A 17488-nucleotide genomic window follows, 5' to 3' on the forward strand; every position below is an offset into this window, starting at 1 on the left:
AGATTTTGCGTAGGTATGACGGCATCGGGCGGCGCGGCCTGAAGACACCCTCAGGCACGCGCCGCCTCGAGAAAGCGGAAAAGGGCGGGAGTGCTGGCGCCTATTTGCTCAGCACGCGCATGGCCGTTTCGAGCCCGGCGACGGTGAGCGGGTACATGCGGTGGCCGAGAATCTCGCGGATGACCGACACCGACTGGCGGTACTCCCATAGTCGCTCGGGCTCGGGGTTGAGCCAGGCGAAGTGCGGGAACTGGTCGGCAAGGCGGCGCAGCCACACGGCGCCCGCTTCGGGGTTGTTGTACTCGACCGAGCCGCCCGGCTGCAGCACCTCGTACGGGCTCATCGTGGCGTCGCCCACGAAAATGAGCTTGTAGTCGGGCGTGAACTTGTGCAGCAGGTCCCACGTGGGCGTGCGCTCGGCGTGGCGGCGGCGGTTGTTCTTCCACAGGTAGTCGTAGACACAGTTGTGGAAGTAGTAGAACTCCAGATGCTTGAATTCGGCTTTTGCCGCCGAAAACAGTTCTTCCGTGCGCTTGATGTGATCGTCCATCGAGCCGCCCACGTCGAGCAGCATCAGCACTTTCACGTTGTTGTGGCGCTCCGGCACCATCTTGAGGTCGAGCCAGCCCGCGTTCGCCGCGGTGCTGCGGATCGTGTCGCCGAGATCGAGTTCTTCCGCCGCGCCTTCGCGCGCGAAGCGGCGCAGGCGGCGCAACGCGACCTTGATGTTGCGCGTGCCGATTTCGACCTGGTCGTCGTAGTCGCGGTACGCGCGCGCGTCCCACACTTTGACGGCGCTGCGCTGGCCGCCTTCGCCGCCAATGCGGATGCCTTCGGGGTTATAGCCGCCGTGGCCGAAGGGCGACGTGCCGCCCGTGCCGATCCACTTGCTGCCGCCCTCGTGGCGCTCCTTCTGTTCTTCGAAGAGCTCTTTGAGGCGCTCCATGAGCTTGTCGAGGCCGCCCATCGCTTCGATCTGCGCGCGCTGTTCGGGCGTGAAGTCGCGCTCCAGCCGCTTCTTGAGCCAGTCCTCGGGAATCTCGAAGGCCAGTTCCGACTTCTTCTCGATGCCGCGAAAATACGCGCCGAACGCCTGATCGAAGCGGTCGAAGTACTGCTCGTCCTTCACGAGCGTCATGCGCGCGAGGTAGTAGAAGTCGTCGAGCGAGGGCGCGATCACGCGCGCCTTGAGCGCTTCGACGAGCGTGAGGTACTCCTTCACGGAAACCGGCAGCTTCGCGTCGCGCAGCGTGTAGAAGAAGTCGATCAGCATGCGGTGTCTCCGGCGTTCGCGCGCGGGGTTCCTGTCAACGGTTGTGGCGGTTCATGTAGATGAGGCGCTCGAACAGCGTCATGTCCTGCTCGTTCTTGAGCAGCGCGCCGGCAAGCGGCGGCATGGACTTCGAGCCGTCGGCCGCGCGCAGCGCCGAGGGCGGAATCTCTTCGGCGAGCAGGAGCTTGAGCCAGTCGAGCAGTTCCGACGTCGAAGGCTTTTTCTTCAGGCCCGCGACGTTGCGCAGTTCGAAGAAGCTTTCCATGGCCGCGTTGAGCAATTCCTTGCGGATGCCCGGATAGTGCACCTCGACGATGCGCTGCATCGTCGCCGGATCGGGAAAACTGATGTAGTGGAAGAAGCAGCGGCGCAGGAAAGCGTCGGGCAGTTCCTTCTCGTTGTTCGACGTGATGATGACGAGCGGACGCTGTTTCGCCTTGATGAGTTGGCGCGTCTCGTAGACATAGAACTCCATGCGGTCGAGTTCGCGCAAGAGGTCGTTCGGGAACTCGATGTCGGCCTTGTCGATTTCGTCGATGAGCAGCACGCTTTGCTCCTCCGACTCGAACGCCTGCCACAGCACGCCTTTGACGATGTAGTTGGCGATGTCCTTCACGCGTTCGTCGCCGAGCTGCGAGTCGCGCAGGCGCGAGACCGCGTCGTACTCGTAGAGCCCTTGCTGCGCCTTCGTGGTGGACTTGATGTGCCACTGCATGAGCGGCATACCCAGCGCCGCGGCCACTTCTTCGGCCAGCATGGTCTTGCCCGTGCCGGGCTCGCCCTTGATCAGCAGGGGCCGCTTGAGCGTGATCGCGGCATTGACCGCAAGCTTGAGGTCGTCGGTGGCGACGTATTGCGATGAGCCTTCGAAACGCGTGGCGCGCATGGTGAATCCGCTCGCTGGGAAAAAAGCCCAGTATAAGTCAGATGGGGTGTTGCGTCGGCGCGCCACCGCGTATCGTTGGGTCCGCTCTTTGGGGCACGGTCGCAAGCGCTGCCAGACGTCTCGCGACGGCGCGCGGCGAGTCCGTTGCGCGTGCCAGGGTTCCTCCGGGTTGTCTGCGGGCGAGCCGCCGCGCGAGGGCGCTGCGTGGCCGTTGCGGGCCTGTTGCAAGGCCTTGCCAGGCGCTCCAGGGCCCGCCAGGCGTGGCGCGGCCGGTGGACGGCCAGCGCGGCGTCGCGGTATACTCGGACCGATTTTTTTCGGCCTGCACGGCGACCCCAAAAGTAAAACAGCAGTAATGCGGCGCAGGCCGTGGCCTGCGGTTCGGGCGTTCGAATCCCCTCAAGCCAGGTTGGATGCTATGAAAAAAATTGTCGGCAAGCACGTCATCACGGGCGCAATCACCATGCTGGCGTGCTTCGCGGTCACGGCTCACGCGGACATCGTGGGCAATGCGAAGGCGGGTCAGGACAAAGTGGCGATGTGTATCGGCTGTCATGGTATTCCCGACTACCGCACCGCTTACCCCCAGGTCTACCACGTGCCCATTCTGGGCGGCCAGAACGCGCAGTACATCATGAACGCGTTGCTCGCCTACAAGAAGGGCGACCGGCATTTCGAGACGATGCACGCGATCGCGTCCTCGCTCACGGAACAGGACATCGCCGACATCGCGGCCTACTATGCGTCGCAAACGGCCGCGTCGAAAGACAATCCGAATAAATAACCGGCAGGTGGAGAATCCATGAACAAGCCCTACACGGCTATGCCTTCGTTTGCCGGTGCAACCATCAAGCTCGCGGGCGCCGGGCTCGCACTGGCCGCCGCGCTCGCGCTCAATCCCGCGCACGCGGCCGACGCCTCCAACGGCAAGGTCCTCGCCGACAGCCACAACTGCGCAGCCTGTCACGGTCCGGGCCTGAACAAACCCGTGAGCCCCGAATATCCGAAGCTCGCCGGCCAGCACGCCGACTATATCTACTGGGCGCTGCGGCAGTACCAGATGGGCACCAGCAATCCGCACCTCGGCCGCAACAATCCGATCATGCAGGCGCAGGTGCAGAGCCTTTCGCAGAGCGATATGAAGGATCTCGCCGCGTATATCGAGTCGCTCGGCGGCGACCTCGTCAACAAGAAGTAAGCGTGAACGCGGCGCGCGCCATGCGTGCCGCATCATGTGAAACACCCCGCGTGGGCCTCGTTTTCGGCGAGGCGTTCGCGGGGTGCTTTTTTTGCGGCCTTATTTCTTTCAGATGTGCTTCAGTCGCGAGTCAATCGCGAGATGCGCGGCGCTCGATGCGCATGAGATAGGCGTCGGTGTCGGGCGGCGTGTTCGTGCGTTGCGCTTCCCAGATCGTTTCGCCCAGGCACTCCATGATCGCGTGCTGCGCGTCGTGCGTGGATCCGAGACGTGCCGCGAGGCGGTCGTGCGCGGCGCGGATGCCGGGCGGCTGGTCGATCGAAAGCTGCTCGCTGATCGCAAGATGCATTGACAGATGCAGGAACGGATTGCTCTGGCCGCGCTCGGGCGAATAGTCCTGGGCGGCGGCCGCATCGGCGTCGGTTAGTTCGGCGTGATATTCGGGGTGCTCGACGATCCAGTCGGCGGCGATCGCCTCGAGCGGCGTGAGGATTTCGCCCGCGCGCTGCTTGCGCCAGGTCTCGGTGAAAAAGTGGCGGACTTCGTCGCGGCTAGGATTGAACATCTTGAGTCGGTCGTATTGGTGAGGCGCTAAATCGCGCAGCGTCGTGCTGCGATGCCTGAATCGAACATTTTACGCCCGGACGCTCGCGCTCGCTCAGAGCTCCGGCGGCGCCGTCTTCGGCTTGAACTCGCACAGCGGCTCGATCACGCAATGCCAGCATTCGGGTCGGCGCGCCTTGCACACATAGCGCCCGTGGAGGATGAGCCAGTGATGCGCGTCCTGGCGGAACTCGGGCGGCGTGAATTTTTCGAGCGCGGTTTCGACGGCACGCACGTCCTTGCCGGGAGCGAGTCCCGTTCGGTTCGCAACCCGAAAGATATGCGTGTCGACGGCAATCGTCGGCTGGCCGAAGGCCGTGTTGAGCACGACGTTCGCGGTCTTGCGGCCAACGCCGGGCAACGCTTCGAGCGCCTCGCGCGTCGGCGGCACCTCGCTGCCGTATTGCTCGATGAGAATGTGGCACGTCGCAATGACGTTCTTGGCCTTGGTGCGATAAAGGCCGATCGTCTTGATGTAATCGGCCACCCCTTCCTCGCCCAGCGCGAGCACCGCTTCCGGCGTGTTGGCGACCGGAAACATCCGGCGCATGGCCTTGTTCACCGAAACGTCGGTGGCCTGCGCGGAGAGCATCACGGCGATCAGGAGTTCGAACGGCGTGTTGAATTCCAGCTCGGTAGTGGGGTGCGGATTGAGGCTTTGCAGCGTTTCGTAGATGGCGCGGCGCTTGGTGGCGTTCATGCTCGTTGTGCGTGGAGCCTTTGCGTTGCGGAGCGCTATCGCGCGGATTTGTCGTCGTCGGGCGGTGAGTCCGATGTGCTCGACTCGATACCAATACGCTTGCGGCGCGCCTCGGCGGCATCGATCTGCGCCTGCACGTCGGCGCTTACGTGCTCGACGTTGCGCGGTCCCACACCCTGTTCGGCCAATTCCGCCTTCTTGCGGCGCGCACGTTCGAGCGCGGCCTGGATGATCGCTTTCTTCTTCGCTTCGGCATCGTCGGCGGGGGCGCTTGCGGGCTGCGTGGCGGCGTCTTGCTGCACTTGGGGCGCCTGGGCCTGCGGCGCACTCGTGGCGGCGCGGCGAGCCGCGGCGCGCGCCTCGGCCGCATTGCGTTCGGCGACCTGGCGCGCGGCGCGCCGGTCATGCCGCACGCGGGCTTCGTCGGCCTGCTGCTGCGTCCACGCGTCCCAGCCGGTCGCTTCGCCCGTAACGGGAATCATTGCGATGCAGTCGACCGGGCAGGGCGCGACGCACAGGTCGCAACCCGTGCACTGATCCTTGACGATGGTGTGCATCTGCTTGGGCGCGCCCACGATCGCGTCGACGGGACATGCTTGCATGCACAGCGTGCAGCCGATGCACAGTTGTTCGTCGATGAACGCCACCGGACGCGCACGCTCCACGCCGTTGTCCGGATTGATCGGGATGATGGGTTTGCCGAGCAGTTTCGCGAGGCGCTCAACGCCTTCCAGGCCGCCGGGCGGGCATTGGTTGTAATTGGCGGTGCCGGCGGCGACGGCTTCGGCATAGGGTCGGCAGCCGTCATAGCCGCACTTCGTGCATTGGGTCTGGGGCAGCAGATCTTCAATGCGATCTGCAAGTGTTTTGGGATCGTTCACGTTCGCTACATCGGGGCGGGGCGGGCGGTGGCGTGACCTCGGGCGCGCAGGGCTTCGCACCGGGCCTTAAGGGGCGCACACGCACAGCGCCAAAGCCTGCATTATCGCCGATTTCCCGCATTGCCATCGGCGGGCCATGTGCCATAATCAAAGCGCTTAATGCGGAGCACCGGGCAGTCCAGGGGAAATCAATAGACGTAAGCGGTACATGTCGGGCACGGCAGGCAACGTGCTTCGCACGAGGCAGACAGGGGAAGAACGATGTCGGCTCGCAACGACATCAAACAAACAAGAAGGAACGCAAGACCGTAGGTCGGAGGGTGTCTGTCCATTAACCTGGCGCGCCCCGCACAACGTTGTCGATACCAGGGCGAGGAGAGGCCCGGCGCAGTCTTGCCCGACAACGCAAACCGGACAACGCGGCTTAACGAGATCCTGCCACCATGAATCAGCCAAAAATCAAAAGAGATCCTGAAGGCACCCGCCGCCGCATTCTGCTCGCCGCGGCGGAAGAATTCGCCAATGGCGGCCTGTTCGGCGCACGCGTCGACCAGATCGCGCGACGCGCGGAAACCAATGAGCGCATGCTCTATTACTACTTCGGCAGCAAGGAGCAACTATTCACGGCGGTCCTCGAGCACGCATTCGGCGCGCTCAATGAAGCCGAGCGCGCGCTCGATCTCTCGGGGCTCGCGCCCGTCGAGGCGATCACGCGGCTCGCGCATTTCGTGTGGGACTACTATCGCGACAATCCCGAACTACTGCGGCTCGTGAACAACGAGAATCTGCACGAGGCGCGATATATGCAGAAGTCCACACGAATTCGCGAGATGATCTCGCCGATCGTGGCGACGCTCGGTTCGATTCTCACGCGCGGTGAATCCGCGGGACTGTTTCGCCCCAGCATCGATCCGCTGCGCCTCTATGTGACGCTTTCGGGCATGGGCTACTACATCGTATCGAACCGCTACACGCTCAACGCCACGCTCGGTCGCGACTTCAGCACGACTGCCGAACGTGCGGAAATCATTCAGCTCAACACGGAGATGTTGCTCGCGTATCTCATGCGCAAGTAGCGCACGAGTCGCACGCGGAGAACGCGCAAGATCGTTTCACGCTCCACAAATGCCGCGCGCCGTCCTGGGACGGCGCGCGGATTTTGCTGCTGGCATGGACTGCCTGTGCTCGAGTGAAGCGCAAGCCTTTGTCAGGCGACAGCGTCCTGAGCGGAGCGGCCGCGGGCAGGCGCTTCCTTGCTCGCGTGGCCGGCGGCCTGCTGGTGCTGGCGGATGAAGTCGCGCAGTTGCGGGTAGATGATCGTGCGCCAGCGGCGGCCCGAGAAGATGCCGTAGTGGCCGCATTTCTCGGCAGTCAGATGATGCTTGTTCGCCTCGGCAATGCCCGTGCACAGATCGTGCGCGGCGCGCGTCTGCCCCGCGCCCGAAATGTCGTCGAGTTCGCCTTCGATCGTGAACAGCGCCGTGTCGCGAATGTCCTGCGGACGCACACGCTCGCCGGCCACATCCCACGTGCCTTCAGCGAGGCTGAAATCCTGGAACACGGTGCGGATGGTTTCGAGGTAATACTCGGCGGCCATGTCGAGCACCGCATTGTATTCGTCGTAGAACTGGCGATGTGCTTCGGCGTCCTCTTCGTCGCCGCGCAGCAGGCTCTTGTAGAAGTCCCAGTGCGCGGTAGTGTGACGGCCCGGATTCATCGCGACGAAACCCGCGTGCTGCAGGAAGCCAGGATACACCTCGCGACCTTCGCCCGGATAGTTCGCCGGCACGGGGTGGATCACGTTGTTCGCAAACCAGTCGAGCGAATGTTCGGTGGCGAGCGAGTTGACGGCGGTGGGGCTGCGGCGCGCGTCGATCGGGCCGCCCATCATCGTCATCGTGAGCGGCGTGTCCTCGCCGCGGCTCGCCATCAGCGAGATGGCCGCGAGCACGGGCACCGTAGGCTGGCAAACCGACAGCACGTGCAGATTCTTCGCGCCGATATGGCGGATGAATTCCTGGATATACGCAACGTAGTCGTCGAGATGGAACGGACCGGCTTCGAGCGGCACCATGCGCGCGTCGACCCAGTCGGTGATGTACACCTTGTGGTCCTGCAGCAGCGTGCGCACGGTATCGCGCAGGAGCGTGGCGTGATGGCCCGAGAGCGGCGCGCACACGAGCACGGCAGGCTCGTCCTTGAGCGCGGCCACGGCGCCGGAGTCGTCGGCATAGCGCTTGAAGCGCAGCAGGCGGCAAAACGGCTTCTCGATGATGGTCTGCTCGACGATCGGAATATTGAAGCCGTCCTTCACGATCTGGCGAAGGTTGAACTCGGGCTTCTCGTAGTCCTTGCCAAGGCGATAGAGCAGTTCGTAGCCTGCGGCGAAGCGCGTGGCGCCTGGCACGAGTGAAAACGGGCTCGTCGGGTTCGAGAACGATTTCGAGGCGGCCTGGGCCCAGGCGGTCAGCGGGCTGAGCAACGCGCGCTGGAATTCACGGATTTGATAGAGCATGGGCGCTCCGGCATCTTCAAGGAGCGGTTCGCACCCGGGTCGCGCGCGGATGAGGCGCGGAGCAGATGCGGGCCGGCAAGGTTGGTCGGTCAGTCAGGTTGTTTATCGGCCGCCGCCCGGAGGGCTTTAGCGCGGGCACACCCGCATGCGTTCGCAGCTCGTGACTGTAAGCGCGCTGCAAGGCGGCACACGCGTTTCGCCCCGTTGCCAGGCGACGCGGACGGCACTATTGCGTCCGGCTGTTGTGCAACGCAGCATCCCTAGTGTACCCCAGCCCGCGAAAACGTCCAGGCGCTTTCGAACATTCACGATGCGGATACAACAGCCGGCTCGGCCGACGCGCCGTCGACCGCGGGATGTCCCGTTTCCTTCGCCATTTCCTGTTCGTGCCGCATGAGGTTCAGGCCCGTATGCACGAGTGCCACATGCGAGAACGCCTGCGGAAAATTGCCGACCAGGCGCCCCGCAATGGGGTCATATTCCTCGGCGAGCAATCCCACGTCGTTAGCGAGCGAAAGCAGGCGCTCGTACATGCGGCGTGCGTCGTCCATGCGGCCTTGCAGGGCCAGGTTGTCGACCATCCAGAAGCTGCACGCAAGGAAGGTGCCTTCGCCCGGCGGCAGTCCATCGTTGAATTCGGTGGTGCGGTAGCGCATCACAAAACCTTCACACATGAGATCGCGCTCGATCGCCGCGACGGTACCGGCGATACGCGGATCTGCCGCGGGCAGGAAGCCGACCAGCGGCATCAGCAGCAGGCTCGCGTCGAGATCGGTGCCGCCGTAGATCTGCGTGAAGGAATTCAGATCCTTGTTGAAGCTGCGCTCGCAAATGGTCGCGTGGATCGTCGAGCGCAGTTCGCGCCAGTGATCGAGCGGCCCGGGCAGCTCGAATTTCTCCGCCGACTTGATCGCGCGGTCGAAGGCGACCCACGCCATCACTTTCGAGAACGTGAAATGCTGGCGGCCGCCGCGCGTTTCCCAGATGCCCTCATCGGGCTTGGTCCAGATCGTTTCCAGGTGTTCGAGCATCGCGCACTGGATCGACCATGCGGTGTCGTCGGCCTGCAAGCCGCCCACGCGCGCGAGGTGCAGCGCGTTCATCACTTCGCCGTACACGTCGAGCTGCAGCTGGCCGACCGCGTTGTTGCCCACGCGCACCGGTTTCGCGCCTTCGTAGCCGGGCAGCCAGTCGAGTTCGAATTCGGGCAGCCGGCGCTCGCCGGCGAGCCCGTACATGATCTGCAACTGTGAGGGCGAGCCTGCCATCACACGGCCCAGCCAGGCGCGCCAGGCTCGCGCCTCGTCGTAGTAGCCGCCGCGCATCATCGCGAGGAGCGTGATGGTCGCGTCGCGCAGCCAGCAGTAGCGGTAGTCCCAGTTGCGCGTGCCGCCCAGCTGTTCGGGCAGCGACGTGGTGGGCGCCGCGACGATGCCGCCGGTGGGCTCGTAGGCCAGCGCCTTGAGCGTGATGAGCGAGCGGCGGATGGGTTCGGCCCAGCGGCCTTCCACGGTGCTGCGCGAGGCCCATTCGGTCCAGAAGTTCTCCGTGCGCGCAAGCGCCGTGAACGGGTCGCGCGGCGGCGGCAGACGCAAGTGCGAGGCCGCATACGAAAGCGAGAACGGCACGCGTTCGCCTTCCTTCACATCGAACTGCGCCACCGTGTGCATGTTCTCGCCCTCGAGGTCGACAGGCGTGCGCAGCACGACGGTGTCCGGGCCCACCGTGGCCTTGATGCCGCTCTCGTAGGTGAGGCGGCTCACCCACGGCACCGAAAAGCCGTAGTCGAAGCGCAGCACGAGCTGGCTTTCCATGCGCACGGTGCCGCGCCGGCCCACGACGATGCGCACGAGTTCGGACCAGCCGTTGCCGGGCGGCATGAAGTCGATCAGCGTCACGGCGCCATCGGGCGTTTCGAAGTCGGTTTCGAGGATCAGCGTGTCGCCGCGATAACGGCGCGTGGTCTTGATCTCGACTTTCGCGCCATCTTCGGGCTGCGCGGGCGCAATGAGCCAGCGGCCGTTTTCCTCGGTGCCGAGGAGGGCGGCGAAGCAGGCGCCGGAGTCGAAGCGCGGCCAGCAGAGCCAGTCGATGGATCCAGTGCGGGAAACGAGCGCGGCCGTGTGGCCGTCGCCGATCAATGCGTAGTCTTCAATGGGTGCGGGCATAGTAAGCAGATTGACAGCGTTGCTCGAAAACGAAAGCCGCTTGCCGCAGCGGTGCGGCGTGCACGCACAAGAGTAGTGGCAGCGGGGCCGCCAGCGCAATGCGTTTTGCGCGGCAGCACGCGCAAATACTCATCTCGCCTGTGTCAACAAACGCCGTCGAGCGTGACCTGAACGGGTCACAGATGCCCGCCCACGCCGAAAAGCCCGATGACCCCGATGATGATCAGGTACAGCGCGACGATGTAATTGAGCAGACGCGGCACGGCGAGAATCAGAATGCCTGCGATGAGCGCGACGAGCGGCCCGATGGCGACGTGAATGTTCATGACGGCTCCCTGGTTGCGGCGGGTTTCGAACCTTTGCGTAGATGCCTTTGTTGCTCGTTGTTGCTTCGACTTTGGCCTGGACGCGTCGCTGCGCGCTTGCGGGGCGGGCGCTCGCGACCTCTCTTATACTGGGCCGGTGTCCCATGTATCAGACGAAAGCGAGACGAATACGGTCGGCGTGGCGACGAGGGCCGACCCGCTCCCCTGCATCGACAAGAAAAAGGAGGTCGACATGTTCCTTCGCCGTGCCGCCGCAAACGCCGTGCCTGTGCCCTCCCGGTCATCTGCCGATTCAGGTAGCCTGTCCCGATCGCGCCGCACTGAGCGCCGACCCGCCCATCTCCTCAACCTGTTCGTCAAAGGTGTTGTCATCATGGCTTCCGTCGCCGCGACGCAGGCGTTCGCGCAATCCGCATCCACGACCGCGCCCGCGGGCGGTGTCTACAACCTGATCGTCGGCACGTATACGGGCGGCAAGAGCGAGGGCCTCTACGTCTATCACTTCGATACGCAGACGGGCGATATGCAGCCGGTCAGCGTGGCGAAGACGGTGAACCCGTCGTTTCTCGTCGTGAGCAAGGACAACCGCTTCGTCTACGCGGTAAACGAACTGCCGGGCGACAACGGTCCCGCCAGCCTGCGCGGCGACGTGAGCGCGTTCGACTTCGACGCCGCAAGCGGTCAGCTCACGTTTCTCAACAAGGTGTCGGCGCAGGGCAACGATCCGTGCTACCTGAGCCTCTCGCCGGATGGGCGCTATCTCTTCGTGGCGAATTACTCGGTCGCCGCCGACCCGGGCGGTAGCTTCGCAGTCCTGCCCGTGCAGCAGGACGGCAAGCTGGGCGAGTCCGTGCTCACCGTGCATCACGAGGGCGGCGGCCCCGTGAAGGGGCGTCAGGACAACGCGCACGTGCATTCGACGGTGTTTTCGCCGGATGGGCACTATCTCTTCACGCAGGATCTCGGCACCGACAAGCTCTGGACGTATCTCTACACGCCGGACGGCAGCCGCGGCCTGGTGAGCCCCACCGAGTGGCGTTATACCGATGTGAAGTCAGGCAGTGGTCCGCGTCATCTGATCTTCGGCAATGACGGCCGTCATGCGTATCTCACGAGCGAACTGGCCGCCACCGTGACGGTGTTTGCGTATCACGATGGCCACATGAAGCTGGAGCAAGTGGAGAAACTCGCGGAGCCGGGCTTCAAGGGAACGCAGGGCGCGGCGGCGCTGCATCTGTCGCCGGACGGCAAGTTCCTCTACGTTTCCAATCGCGGCGACGCCAACGATATTTCGATCTTTGCCGTCGATGGCGATAGCGGCAAGCTCAAGCGCGTGGGGCGCCAGTCGAGCCTCGGCAAGTCGCCGCGCGAGTTCGCGATCGATCCGACCGGGCAGTGGCTGATCGTCGGCAACCAGAACAGCGATACCGCCTACGTGTTCCGCCGCGATCAGCAGACGGGTTTGCTCGAGCCGAACCCGAAGCGCATCGACATCGGCTCGCCGGTCGATTTCAAGTTCGTCGCGCAATAGTCGAGCCATAGCGTCTCGAGATGACGCAAGAAGGCGCGAGGCGCGCCTTCTTCCTTACTCGCCCTGGCCGCCGCCGGGCGCGAGCACTTCGCGGCTGCCGTTGATGCCCATCGGCGAAACGAGTCCCGCCGTTTCCATCTGTTCGACCAGACGCGCGGCGCGGTTGTAGCCGATGCGCAGTTGCCGCTGCACCGACGAGATCGACGCGCGCCGCGTGCGCACGACGAACGAGACCGCCTCGTCGTAGAGCGGGTCGGCTTCGGCGTCGGGCGAGTCGCCGAACAGGTCCTGCGGCGCGCCTTCGGAAGCCGGGCCGTCGAGTATGCCTTCGACGTACTCGGGCTCGCCGAACTGCTTCAGATACTCCACGACCGCGTGGACTTCCTCGTCGGCGACGAATGCGCCGTGCACGCGCTGCGGATACCCGGTGCCCGGCGGCAGGAACAGCATGTCGCCCTGGCCGAGCAGCGACTCAGCGCCCATCTGGTCGAGAATCGTGCGCGAGTCGATCTTCGACGACACCTGGAACGCCACCCGCGTCGGAATATTCGCCTTGATGAGACCCGTGATGACGTCCACCGAAGGACGCTGGGTCGCGAGAATCAGGTGGATGCCGGCGGCGCGCGCCTTCTGGGCGAGACGCGCGATCAATTCTTCGATCTTCTTGCCCGCGACCATCATGAGGTCGGCGAGTTCGTCGATCACGACCACGATCATCGGCAGCGGCGAGAGCGGCTCGGGGGCTTCCGGCGTGAGCGAGAACGGGTTGCCGATCTTCTTTTCGTTCGCTTCGGCGTCGCGGATCTTCTGGTTGAAGCCCGCGAGGTTGCGCACGCCCACCGCCGACATCAGCCGGTAGCGCTTCTCCATTTCGCCCACGCACCAGTTGAGCGCGTTGGCGGCGAGCTTCATGTCGGTCACGACCGGCGCGAGCAGATGCGGAATGCCTTCGTACACGGAAAGCTCGAGCATCTTCGGATCGATCATGATGAGCCGCACGTCCTCTGGCGTCGCCTTGTAGAGGAGCGACAGGATCATCGCGTTGATCGCGACCGACTTGCCCGAACCGGTCGTGCCCGCCACGAGCATGTGCGGCGCCTTGGCGAGATCGGTGACGATCGGATGGCCGACGATGTCCTTGCCCATCGCAATCGTGAGCTTCGACTGCGAGCGATGGTACGGCGCCGATTCGAGGATCTCCGAGAGGCGGATCATCTGGCGGCGGGCGTTCGGCAGTTCGAGGCCCATGCAGGTCTTGCCGGGGATCGTTTCGACCACGCGGATCGACGTGAGGCCGAGACCGCGCGAGAGATCCTTCATGAGGCCGACGATCTGGCTGCCGCGCACGCCGAGCGCGGGGTCCACTTCGAAGCGCGTGATGACCGGGCCCGCCGAGGCGCCGACCACCGTCACGGGGACCTTGAACTCCTGGAGACGCTGCTCGATGAGCTGACTCGTTTCGGCGAGCTTCTGCTCGGAGACAGGCTCGATCTCGGACGATGCGCGCTCGAGCAGATCGAGCCCGGGCAGTTCGACTGCCGATGCGCTGAGCGGCTCGAACACGAAGGACGTGGGCGCGTGGCCGCGCACGGGAGCGCGCTGGACTGCGGGCTCGGGGGCTTCGACCGCTTCGGGGGCTTCGATGGCTTCTGATACGGACTCGAAGTCGTGCCTCGCGGCGCTCGGCTCGGTCGCGATGGCGGGGTAGGGCGCCGCAATCGGGGCGGCGATCGACGTAGCGGGCTGCGCGCGATTCGGCGTGAGCGTGGCCTCGGCAACTGCGGGACGGCTTTCCGGCTGCGATTCGGCAACCCACGGCGGCGTTGCTGCGGGTGCGCGCGCTTGCGCTGCGGGCAGGGGCGTCGCCTCGAAAGCCGCTGCCCGGGTTGCCGGCGCGCCGGGTGCCGGCAAGGCCTCAGCGGCTTCGTTCGCAACGCCTTGCCCTTCATCCATCGACGCGGGGTGCTCGTCGACGCCGGCGGATTCGCTGCGCGCGACGGGCGCGAAAGCATTGCTCGCCTTCTGCTCGGCCACAGGCGATGGCGCTGCGTCGAACGGCGTCGCGGGAGCCGCGTGCGCAACCGTCGGCGCGACGTGTGCAGGCGTCGCGCGCGCAGAGGTTTCGAACGTGCTGCCGTACGTGCCGTACGCCGATTCGTCGCGGGCCGCCGTCGACGCCGGATCGACCACTACGTCGGCGCGGGTGCTTGCTTCGAGCGGTTGCGCGCTAACGGGCGCTGCGTGCTGAGCAGGCGTCGCGGCGGCGTCGGGTTGCGCCTCGCGGGCAACGCGGGGGAAGTGCACGATGTTCGACGCGGCCGATGTGTCGAGCTGGTCGTGTGCTTCGTGTGCTTCATGCGCTTCGGCCGGAGCGGGTTGCTCGGCCTGCGCGGTTGCCGCGACCGGCGTTTGCGTCGCTGCTGGCGCTGGCGCGGTTGCCACAACAGGAGAAATTGCTACGGCCGGCGCAGGTGCCTGCTCCTGCACCGTCGATGGGCTGAACGTGAAGAACGGTTCGGCGGCGTGCGTTTCGGCGGGAGCGGCGGCCGACGGTTCGTCGTCGAGCAGGATCCACGGCATGCCGTGATCCAGCGTTGGCCACGGCGAGGGCGTTGCAGCTTCCTCCGCCGCTGCTTGCACAGGTTCGACGCGCGTTGCCTCGTCCGAGGCGTTTTGCGTGGCTTCGACCGCATGGGCCGGCATCGATTGCCAGGCAGTCGGTGCAGTCGTGTAGCCGGCGCTGACCCAATTCGGCTCGGACGATACCGGGCTCTGAGCCGCGGCAGGGTAGGGGGCAGCGTGTGTAGCTGGCGTCACGCCTGACGTCGTGTCGTGCGGTTGCGGTGCGGCGTGCGCTTCCTCGAACGATTGCACACCCGGGTTTGATGCAACGTAGTCACCGTCCTGCTGCGTGACCGGAGCGGACGTCGTTTCCAGCGACCCGCCTGAAAGCGTCACCGGCAGCGCCGCCGTCGCGAGGTCCGGCGATGCGCTCGGGAATTGTCCGTGCGTTTGTTCCTCGCCCGTGAGCGCGCCCGCTTCGTCCAGGGTGCGGCGTGCGAGGCTCGCGCCGGCGAGCGTCGTCCAGCGTGCGGCGTTCTCTTCGATCGAGCGCAACGTTTCGAGCACGCTCATCGAGAGCGGCGCCTCCGCCTGCGGGGCGCTGGTGGGCGCGGGGCGCGAGTAGGCGGGCGTCGCGGGCGGTGTTTCGGCCAGATGCGAGCCGAACGGCGCCGCGCGCGGCGTACCCATGGGCGGGCGAGGGTTCACGCGCGCGGGCTGCCCCTGCCAGACGTACGGTTTCGGCGGCTTCGCGACGCGCGGCGGCGCGGCGGCCGCAGCGCGTGCTGCCGTGCTGCCCGCCGCGGGCGGCGGTGCCGTGCGGCGCGGCATGACGGGTTGTGCGAACGGCGAAGTCAACGGATCGAGCGGTGCCGGCATCGTGCCGAACGCGGCACTGCGCGCGGCGGCCGCGGCTGCGGCGGCGCCGGCCGCGAGCGGCGCGCCGTGCACCGCCGCCGAAGCCGAAGCCGTGCGCGCACCCGCGCCCGTCATCGCGGCGGCCATGGCCGGCCGAGTGTGAGCCGTCTCTGCCCGCCACGGCGCATTGGGTTGCGCAGGGACGCCCTGCGCCCCATGCATACCCGCCACGTCCTGCACCGCGCTCGCACCGCGCGCCGGCTGGCGGCGCGCGTCGCCGAGCGGCGCGCCTGGCGGCAACGGCGCGCGCGGCGCCTCCATCGCTGCCCGCGACGCACCCGCAGGCGGCGTTTGCACCGGCGCACGCGTGCCGCGCAGCCAGTCGGCGGCCGCGGTCGGCTCGGTGCGCGCCCATGCCGCGGAGGGATCGGCGGGACCACGGAAGCCCGGTTCGGCACGCCACGACGCAGGATCCGCAAACGCGTCCTGTGCGGTGGCAGCGGCCGACGCTGCGCCGAATCCCGTGGCCATCGCGCCGGCTGTGCGCGGGTTATCGCGACCCTCGCGCGCGTCACGCGCCGGCGGGCGCCAGATCGTCGGCCGTTTGCGTCGCGCGCTGTCGCCAGGCATCGGCGCATTGAAGGTGGCGGCGCTATGCGCGGGAAGTCCCTCTTCGGCCGCGGCGCGGCGGTTGCGCCGTTCGCGGCGCGGGCTGTCTTCGGTCTCACGCGCGGCGCGGATGTTCAGGCCGAGCCCGAGCGAGATATCGGCCCAGGCGAGGAATTCGCGCCAATGGAAGTCGAGCAGCCACGGCAAGCTCACGAGGAAGAGCGCCGTCATCGCGAGCGGCGCGGCCACGTGGCCGATGAGCTTGCCGAGCCCGCCCGAAAGCGCGTGGCCGAGCGCGTCGAAACCGGCGATGTCGATTAGCGTCGCCTCGAGCGCGCAGCTCGCCACGAGCACGCCGACGAAGCCGAGCCAGAGCCGGATCGTGCCCGGGCCGCGCAGCCCCGCGCCGCCCGGCAGCACGGACTTGACGAGACGCCAGATCAGAGGGATGAACCAGACGGCCGAAACGCCGAACCAGCCAGGAACTACCGTGTGCATGCCGAAGATGTACGTAGAGAAGGTGTGCGACGTGTGGAGTGTAACCGCTCGGCCCCTGCGCGCCGCCATCCACTTGAGGGCGGTGTTGCGCGCGGCACGGCAGGCGTTGCGCGCCCGACACGCCAAAGACCTTGCGCGCGCCGCTTTGGTTCGCGCGCAACAAAAAAAGCGCCGCGCCGGGCAAGGGCGCGGCGGCTCATGCGCGCAGCGTTCACTGCGCCGGTTTGGCTTCGGAGGCGGGCGTCGGGGCCGGCTCGGCGCCCTGCTCGCCGAACGTCAGGCGGTCGCCGTTTTCGAGCACGAGAAAGAGCGATTGCGGATGGCGCATCTGTACGCCCGAGCGCGCGATATGCGAGAGCGCTTCCAGATAAGCGCCCTCGATATCGCCGCCCGCGCCGATGCAGGCCATGCGCGTGCCGCCGAGCTGGCTGAACGATAGCAGGCCGTTCTTGAGCGTATAGGCGCCGAAATAGCGGTTGCAGCCCGAGAAGCCGCTTGCGCGGCGCTGGCCGCTCTCGGTCGAGAGGTCGAGCGTGATCGGGCGAGCGTCGGGGTTTTCGGTGTTGCCGGCATCGGCGTCGCGGCCCGGCAGGGCGCGCATCGTGCCGTCGGCGCGCTTCCATTCCACGAGCTGCCAGTGCGTGTTGTCGAGCAGCTGCGTCGTGGCGGGGTTGAACGGATCGGGTAGCGGCGCGGAGGCGTCCGTATGCACGGGCAGCTTGCACGCGCACACCAGCAGGGCCGCAGCGAGCATCGCCGTGCGCGAGGTCAGTTTTCGCGCGAATACGCCTCGGGCAGGGCGCAGGCGCATCTTCACGCGCGGACTCTGGCTCGGTGCCTGGCTCGGCGTCTGGCTCGCCGTCTGGCTATTAGGCATCGC

The 17488-nt window shown here is 66.1% G+C and carries 14 protein-coding genes; 4 read left to right on the top strand and 10 right to left on the bottom strand.

The window, feature by feature from the left end; translation table 11 throughout:
- Nucleotides 1-100 precede the first annotated feature (100 nt).
- Nucleotides 101-1273 (bottom strand): VWA domain-containing protein, encoded by a 1173-nt coding sequence (locus M3I56_RS22070; protein WP_028205747.1) that lies wholly within the window; start codon nucleotides 1271-1273, stop codon nucleotides 101-103.
- 34 nt (nucleotides 1274-1307) lie between these two features.
- Nucleotides 1308-2159, bottom strand: coding sequence for a MoxR family ATPase (locus tag M3I56_RS22075; RefSeq protein WP_158757322.1), 852 nt, complete (start codon nucleotides 2157-2159; stop codon nucleotides 1308-1310).
- 418 nt (nucleotides 2160-2577) lie between these two features.
- On the opposite strand from M3I56_RS22075, the gene M3I56_RS22080 reads away from it, so the two are divergent.
- Both M3I56_RS22080 and M3I56_RS22085 read left to right on the top strand, forming a co-directional pair.
- Nucleotides 2578-2943 (top strand): c-type cytochrome, encoded by a 366-nt coding sequence (locus M3I56_RS22080; protein WP_254355811.1) that lies wholly within the window; start codon nucleotides 2578-2580, stop codon nucleotides 2941-2943.
- Between the two features lie 18 nt (nucleotides 2944-2961).
- Entirely contained in the window at nucleotides 2962-3357 is a 396-nt protein-coding gene (locus tag M3I56_RS22085; RefSeq protein ID WP_375541770.1) for a c-type cytochrome, read from the top strand.
- 130 nt (nucleotides 3358-3487) lie between these two features.
- On the opposite strand, the gene M3I56_RS22090 is transcribed toward M3I56_RS22085, so the two are convergent.
- The 3 genes from M3I56_RS22090 to rsxB all read right to left on the bottom strand — a co-directional run bounded on the left by M3I56_RS22090 (nucleotide 3488) and on the right by rsxB (nucleotide 5541).
- Nucleotides 3488-3922 (bottom strand): DUF1841 family protein, encoded by a 435-nt coding sequence (locus M3I56_RS22090; protein ID WP_254336556.1) that lies wholly within the window; start codon nucleotides 3920-3922, stop codon nucleotides 3488-3490.
- A gap of 93 nt (nucleotides 3923-4015) precedes the next feature.
- Nucleotides 4016-4660 carry an endonuclease III gene (gene nth, locus M3I56_RS22095; protein ID WP_254355812.1) on the bottom strand — a complete coding sequence of 215 codons (645 nt, stop codon included), beginning with the start codon at nucleotides 4658-4660 and terminating at the stop codon, nucleotides 4016-4018.
- Nucleotides 4661-4695: 35 nt separating this feature from the next.
- Complete coding sequence (gene rsxB, locus M3I56_RS22100; RefSeq protein WP_254355813.1) at nucleotides 4696-5541, bottom strand: electron transport complex subunit RsxB; 846 nt, start codon at nucleotides 5539-5541, stop codon at nucleotides 4696-4698.
- Between the two features lie 443 nt (nucleotides 5542-5984).
- Between rsxB and M3I56_RS22105 the strand changes: the two genes are divergently transcribed.
- Nucleotides 5985-6617 carry a TetR family transcriptional regulator gene (locus M3I56_RS22105; protein ID WP_201693601.1) on the top strand — a complete coding sequence of 211 codons (633 nt, stop codon included), beginning with the start codon at nucleotides 5985-5987 and terminating at the stop codon, nucleotides 6615-6617.
- A gap of 131 nt (nucleotides 6618-6748) precedes the next feature.
- Here M3I56_RS22105 and M3I56_RS22110 read toward each other — a convergent pair whose 3' ends face one another.
- From M3I56_RS22110 to M3I56_RS22120, 3 genes are all read right to left on the bottom strand, one after another.
- Entirely contained in the window at nucleotides 6749-8056 is a 1308-nt protein-coding gene (locus tag M3I56_RS22110) for a polyhydroxyalkanoate depolymerase (protein ID WP_254355814.1), read from the bottom strand.
- A gap of 305 nt (nucleotides 8057-8361) precedes the next feature.
- Nucleotides 8362-10224, bottom strand: coding sequence for a glycoside hydrolase family 15 protein (locus tag M3I56_RS22115; protein ID WP_254355815.1), 1863 nt, complete (start codon nucleotides 10222-10224; stop codon nucleotides 8362-8364).
- Nucleotides 10225-10400: 176 nt separating this feature from the next.
- Nucleotides 10401-10550, bottom strand: a complete 150-nt coding sequence (locus tag M3I56_RS22120) for a DUF3096 domain-containing protein (protein ID WP_081771773.1) — start codon at nucleotides 10548-10550, stop codon at nucleotides 10401-10403.
- Between the two features lie 373 nt (nucleotides 10551-10923).
- On the opposite strand from M3I56_RS22120, the gene M3I56_RS22125 reads away from it, so the two are divergent.
- Nucleotides 10924-12081 carry a lactonase family protein gene (locus tag M3I56_RS22125; protein WP_375541771.1) on the top strand — a complete coding sequence of 386 codons (1158 nt, stop codon included), beginning with the start codon at nucleotides 10924-10926 and terminating at the stop codon, nucleotides 12079-12081.
- Between the two features lie 54 nt (nucleotides 12082-12135).
- Here the strand turns inward: M3I56_RS22125 and M3I56_RS22130 are convergent, their stop codons facing one another.
- On the bottom strand, nucleotides 12136-16608 hold the full coding sequence (locus tag M3I56_RS22130) for a DNA translocase FtsK (protein ID WP_254355817.1): 4473 nt from the start codon (nucleotides 16606-16608) through the stop codon (nucleotides 12136-12138).
- Between the two features lie 211 nt (nucleotides 16609-16819).
- The gene (locus M3I56_RS22135; RefSeq protein ID WP_375541772.1) at nucleotides 16820-17419 is read right to left on the bottom strand and encodes an META domain-containing protein; all 600 of its coding nucleotides are present in this window, start codon (nucleotides 17417-17419) and stop codon (nucleotides 16820-16822) included.
- Between the last annotated feature and the right edge of the window lie 69 nt (nucleotides 17420-17488).

Origin of the sequence: Paraburkholderia sp. CNPSo 3281, from assembly GCF_024206515.1 — a bacterium.
Lineage (GTDB): Bacteria > Pseudomonadota > Gammaproteobacteria > Burkholderiales > Burkholderiaceae > Paraburkholderia > Paraburkholderia nodosa.